This window comes from Nitrospira lenta (assembly GCF_900403705.1).
In the GTDB taxonomy this organism is placed as follows: domain Bacteria; phylum Nitrospirota; class Nitrospiria; order Nitrospirales; family Nitrospiraceae; genus Nitrospira_D; species Nitrospira_D lenta.
Genome location: NZ_OUNR01000004.1, coordinates 24,048 through 30,047, shown reverse-complemented (window position 1 = coordinate 30,047; position 6,000 = coordinate 24,048). Strand labels below are relative to the sequence as shown.

General features: G+C 56.3%; 1 protein-coding gene (cut by a window edge). It reads right to left on the bottom strand.

Features of this window, described 5'->3' with window-relative positions:
- Positions 1-6,000 carry part of the coding region annotated (locus NITLEN_RS06185; RefSeq protein ID WP_121988739.1) for a putative Ig domain-containing protein on the bottom strand (this coding region is incomplete at both ends). Its footprint extends 24,047 nt past the window's final position, so 6,000 of the 30,047 annotated nt are shown.

The window sequence follows — 6,000 nt, the reverse complement described above, 5'->3', positions numbered from 1 at the left end:
GCTCTTCCGTGGGAGTCCACACGAACTCATGGGTCGTTGGATCGAACGTGGCTCCCGTCGGAAGGCCCGTCGCGCTGTAGACCAGGGTCTGAGTCGGTTGATCGACATCGCTGCCACTGATCGTGAAGCGCAGTTCCGTCTGTTCGTTGACCGACTTCGGGCCAATGGCAGTCAGCACCGGCGAGACGTTCACTTCATGGACCGTGATCGTCACGGCTTCACTGGTCGTCACCACGCCATCCGTCACACTGAAGAGCACAGCGTACGAGCCGGAGCCCTGCTCTTCCGTGGGAGTCCACACGAACTCACGCGTCGTCGGATCAAAGGTCGCACCGGTCGGCAAGCCAGTCGCGCTGTAGACCAGGGTCTGAGTCGGTTGATCGACATCGCTGCCACTGACCGTGAAGCGCAGTTCCGTCTGTTCGTTGACCGACTTCGGGCCAATGGCAGTCAGCACCGGTGCCACATTCACTTCACCCACGGTGATCGTCACCACTTCACTCGTCATCGCGACGCCGTCGGTCACGGAGAAGGTGATGGGATAGGAGCCAGGGCCTTGGGATTCCGTCGGAGTCCAGACGAACTCGCGGGTGATCGGATCAAATGTCGCGCCGATCGGCAAGCCAGTCGCACTGTACGTGAGGGCCTGTGCCGGGCTGTCGTGATCGGTCGCGCCGATCGTGAAACGCAGTTCCGTCTCTTCGTTGAGTGACTTCGGCCCGATCGGGGCCAAGACCGGCGCGACGTTCACATCGTTCACCGTGATAGTGACGAGTTCGCTGACGCTGAACTCGCCATCGGTGATCGAGAAGGTCACCTGATAACTGGCGCCGCCCTGCTCCTCTGCCGGCGTCCAGACGAACTCACGCGTCGTGGCATTGAACGTCGCCCCTGCCGGTAAGCCGGTGGCGCTGTAGACCAGGGTCTGTGTGGGCACATCCGCGTCCGACCCGTGAATCGTGAAGCGTATCTCGCTTTCCTCATTCACCGTCTTCGGGCCGATCGGATCGAGTGTCGGCGCCGTATTCGACAGCTCCAGCACATCGACCGTCACCGAGCGAGTCGCGGACAAGGCCGGCGTCCCGGCATCCGTTACAATCACGGCCATCGTGTAGCGGCCCACCGTCTGTGTGCGCGGGACCGCCCAGCTCAAGACGCCGGTGTTCGCATCAATACTGGCACCGCTCGGGGCGCCTGGTGCGAGGCGGTAGGTCAAAACTGAGGACTCAGGACTGACGTTTGAATCATCCGGATCCGTGGCCACCACGTGAACCGTCACCGTGCGCCCCTGCTCCACCGTCTGTGCCGCCATCGGCGCAATCACCGGCGCATCGTTCGTCGGCGTGATGGTGAGGGAGACCGTCGCCAGATTCGAGAAGTTGATCCCGTCGCTGACGCGATAGGTAAAAGAGTCGGTGAGCATTTCACTGCCGTCATGCGCATAGGTCACGCGGCCGTCGGCCTGCACGGTCACCGTGCCATGGAGCGCTCCCGTGACGAGCGCCGCGGACAGATCGGCCGGCGGCGAATCGGTATCGGTATCGTTCCCCAGCAGCCCCGGCGCAGTCAGCGTGACGGTCGCGCCTTCGGCGACGGTGTAGGCATCGTTCACCGCGACGGGTGCCGCCGTCGGTTGCCCGTTCGTGAGCAACACGTTGTCGAGTACCACGGTGCTGGTACGGTCGCCGAAACCGAGCAGATCGAAGGACAAGCGTGCCCCTGCACCAGCTGAAATCCCAGTCAGATCAATGTCGACCATGACTGGTTGGGTCAGGTCCAGCGTGGAGCCGGAGAGGGCGCCAGTCGAGAGGCTCACACGGTTGCTGAAGCGGACCGTGCCGTCCTGTTGGAGATTGAACAGCGAATCCGTTTGGGTCAGACCCGCGGTCACACCGGCGAGCGGCGTCAGGGTGCTGGCTTCCAGCAACGCCACTTCGAAGGCGTCCGGCGGACGGTTCGCCCCGTTTGAATTCAAATTCACATCCAGCAGCGTAAAGCGCAGATGTGTCGAACCGGCAGGCAAGGTGAAGAGCTGAGACAAGGTGGAAAGCACATTGTTGTCTTCAGAGAGCAGGGCCTGCCCGTTCGCAATCGTGACGGCCCCGGATTGGTCCCACCCAAAGTGCGCATTGGCCGGATCGGCGATGGCAAAGTTGCTATTAAAGATGCCGGAGTGCGACGGGACTTGGGCCGCTTGAACCAGGCTGGCCGGATTGATGACCGGCGCCGGCGCCGATTCACCAGACGACAGGGTCGTGTAGTGGGCCAGATACGGGTCCCAGATCGACGAATCGACCGATTGGGGACTGGCTCCGACCACGTCGGTGCCTGTCCCCGGTTCGGTCGATGATGCCACGGCTCCGAGATCCAGCGCCGAGGGCAATCGCCGGATGCCGGGATCAATGGAACCGGCCATGAGGCGCGTGCCGTCTACGGCGGAGCTCACATGCTCGAGACCCATGACATGCCCCAGTTCGTGCATGAGCACGGTCATGAGATCGATCGTGCCGGCAGCCGCACGGCCCTCCAGCGCGGTGAACTGCCAGGGATTCGCGCCGACCGCAAACTCTTCGTTCGTCAACGGCGTCGGATCGATGAACCAGCCATACCCGGCGGCATCGGTGTCGAGCGTGATCGTCGTGCCGGACGTGAGTGCCAGGTAGCCATCAGCCAGATCGGCAATCGTAATAGTCGCCTGATTGAGCAAGGCAAGTTGATTGGACGTCAGCCCAAGGAACCCGCTGCCAAATGCATCGACTTGATTGACCAATCTCCGATCAGTCGGTACAGTTTGGCTACCGAAGGAGAGACTATGCTGAAGAGAACTTTGATTCTGTTGGTCCTCGCTCTGATCCAGCTCGGGTGCTCCACTAGCGAGGAGACGGGATTCTATAGACCCTTCGCTCTCACTCCTAAAGAACGGGAGAGCCTGGAACGGCTGAAGCGAGAGTTCCTCCAGGTTGAGGACCTTAAGGTCGGAGAGGGCCCCATCGCTGCCACGGGGCGCAAGGTCTCCGCGGATATCGAAGTCCGCTATGCCTCTGGAAACGGGAAGCCCATCTATCGCGGCCCCGCTGTCAGCTATTTCGGAATGGAAGGATCCGTCTTCATTCACAACGGAGTAGCCGAAAATGGCATTTTGTCCATCGGGCAAATCGGTATAATGTTGGGCATGAACGGTATGGCTGTCGGCGGCAAACGACGGATCACCATCCATCCCAAACTTGTCTGTCAAGAGGCCGGTGCTGAGGAAGCCGACCCCAAGGTCTCCTGTACTCTTGTACGATATAACAGGAAAATTCAACGACCCATCGACGTCCGTAAAGAGACATTGATTGTTGAAGTTACTCTCACTGATTCCTGCATACCCGTTTTCATAAAAGTTCCCTTGATTTACAATGGGCAATTCCGTTGCAGATACTCCGATGTCCCCAAACACGACCCTAGTGCGCCGATCTGGCATATCTACTAGCTTTGTCCACTCCAGTTGAGCCGTCTGTATTGCTGAGCTCAGGCTATCCTGGGTTACCGGATTTGCGCCTAGTTTGGCTGTTGCCGCTTGAACTTCGAGAGGCTGGCCCGCATTGCTGAGACGGATATCATCTATATAGATCACACTATCGACATTTCGTCCCTGAACCGGATCAACAAGCTTGAAGGTAAGCGTCGCAATTGTTCCGTGTTGACTGGTTGCCAACTGTCGGATTGCGTCTGGAATGAGAAGTACTCGTTCTTCGAATCCGGAAGTGACCTGCCCAATGTCGACTGCAGGAGCCCCTACAGGCCTCGTATCAAGAAGAACTCCGTTCATAACTACTTGAAGAGCATCGCTATCGCCTGTTGGATCGACGACATTTAGCTTAAAGCGTATCCGATCAGCGCCATCAGGAACCAACATGTAATTATGGGTTACCGTGTTGTCAGGGAATCGACCGCTTAGCTCCAGGGCATGATTACCATTCAAGGTTACAATGCGACCCGCACCTTCACTAGGACCAAACGGGCCTTCAGCTGCAGCAGATTGATAGGATGATCTTTGTGGAGCCAGCGGACTCCTAAAGATTGCACCAGCACCGCTTGTGCCTCCCTGGAACGACCATCCTGGGATTTGATCACCGCGATATGACGGATAAGCGCCGGAGATGCGGTCTCCCCTTCTCATATCTCCTAACTCAAAATTCCCATTAAAGACACTCGGGATAGCACTGCCGCTCCAAAATACTTGATCAGGCGTGATTTTTGAGGGAGCCTCTGTGTTGTCAAAGGATAGGTTTTGACGAACCCCCAAGAAGATGTTGCGATTCCCTTTTGAGCCACCTATCTCAGAAAGTGCCCACCCTACCCCAATTCCTTCCCACGGTGTATCTGCCGCGTTGGCCTCAAACCCATTCGGTACATACCATGGTTGGTCGCCCCCTCCCCCCAACAGCTCACCCGATGTCGGGTTAAAAAGCGGAATATCTGCCAAGCTTCGGAATATTGGCTCGTTATTTTTCGTATTTAGTTCGAACCGGTCTATATTCAGAGATACCGTTCCTGCGTACCAACGCCAAACTCGACTATGCGGCCCCAGAAAAGTATGCGGGTCTTGGAAGGTGGGAGGGTTGAAGATATTGACTTCCATATTCGCATCGTCAAAGAGAAATCCCGCCATACCATTTAGATTGACATTTAGATCTGCACTCGGCAGGACACGGCCATCTGGATTAGAACTTTGGTTAAACGGAACTGTCAGGTGCTTTTGCGAAAGGAACTCATAATAGTTATCTGCAAAATCCACATTAGACCAAGCATAGACACTTGGCTCATCAAAATCAGTCCAGTCAATTCCAAGCGGCTTAAGATTAGCCTGAGGCCCAAAGAACTCATCGTGGACATCTAGCGTCGTCAATTGAATGTTTAATGGGCGATAGCCAGGCTGTTGGCTTAAGACCCTGTTTTCATATTCGCCAAGCCGTTGAAGCAGTTCGCTTGTCACTATCGTGCCCCGGCTATGGGCAATAAAGTGGAGCGGAGAATTGAAAATCTTGGCAGGCATAGTTGGATTATCATTCAACTTAACAAGGGAAGCGAACAACGCATCCCCTGCAGCCTCACTAAATCCCGAGTCGTTAATATCGGACTCTCGCCACCAGTCTGCGATGAGGACAAGCGGTCCCCCACCCGTCGGACTTGTTAATAATTTACGATCCACCCAATTGCCGTTTGCCTTATCATAGCGAAGGATGTTCGTACTTGGGTCACCGCCTCCTTCCTTCACGATTTGATTTGCCATGTCGAATAGCCACTGACCTTCATCTTGCAAGCTATTCTTACCGAAGGTTGCGAGCCCGGGCTGGAATCCATGGGTCAGCACAGTCACACTGCTGAACTTTGTCATATCGGTAACAGGAGCAGGGTCGAGCTTGAAAGAAGTTACGATCGGCTTACCAACTCTGTTGCCAAATTCATCGAATACAAGGAGCCCAACTTTATACACTTGGCCCAATGTTAGCGCCCGACTCGAAACGGTGTTCATATCGAATTCTAGTACATCAGGCGCGAGCGGTGGCCTGTTAACACCTTTCACACCGTTCAGAATTCGATTCGCGTGCAGATCAATCTCAACAAGATTATCCGGTGGGAACAATCCATTCTTCGGACCAAATACACTGAGATAGAGCTTCGTCGTCCAGCCCTCAGGGAGCGGCTGATCTTTGTAGGTCGCCTTCCATCTAAAGAGTGGTGTCGTATCACCAGGCTCCGCTGTGATGAAGATTCCTGCGCTGCCTGTGACTTGCAACGCATTGGCTCGCCCAAATCCCAAATCGACCTTGATGGTATCTTCCGCAATCGCCAGCCCCTGCGGGAACCGGCCGGTGCCGATGGGCGCCAGTTCGATGCTCGCATCGATCGGCGCATTGATCGGGCCTGTACCGGCTGGTCCGGCTAAGGGGCTGACTTGCAGCCGAGTGAATCGCCCGTCGCGGCGGATAAATTGATTCGGTACGTTGTTTGCCG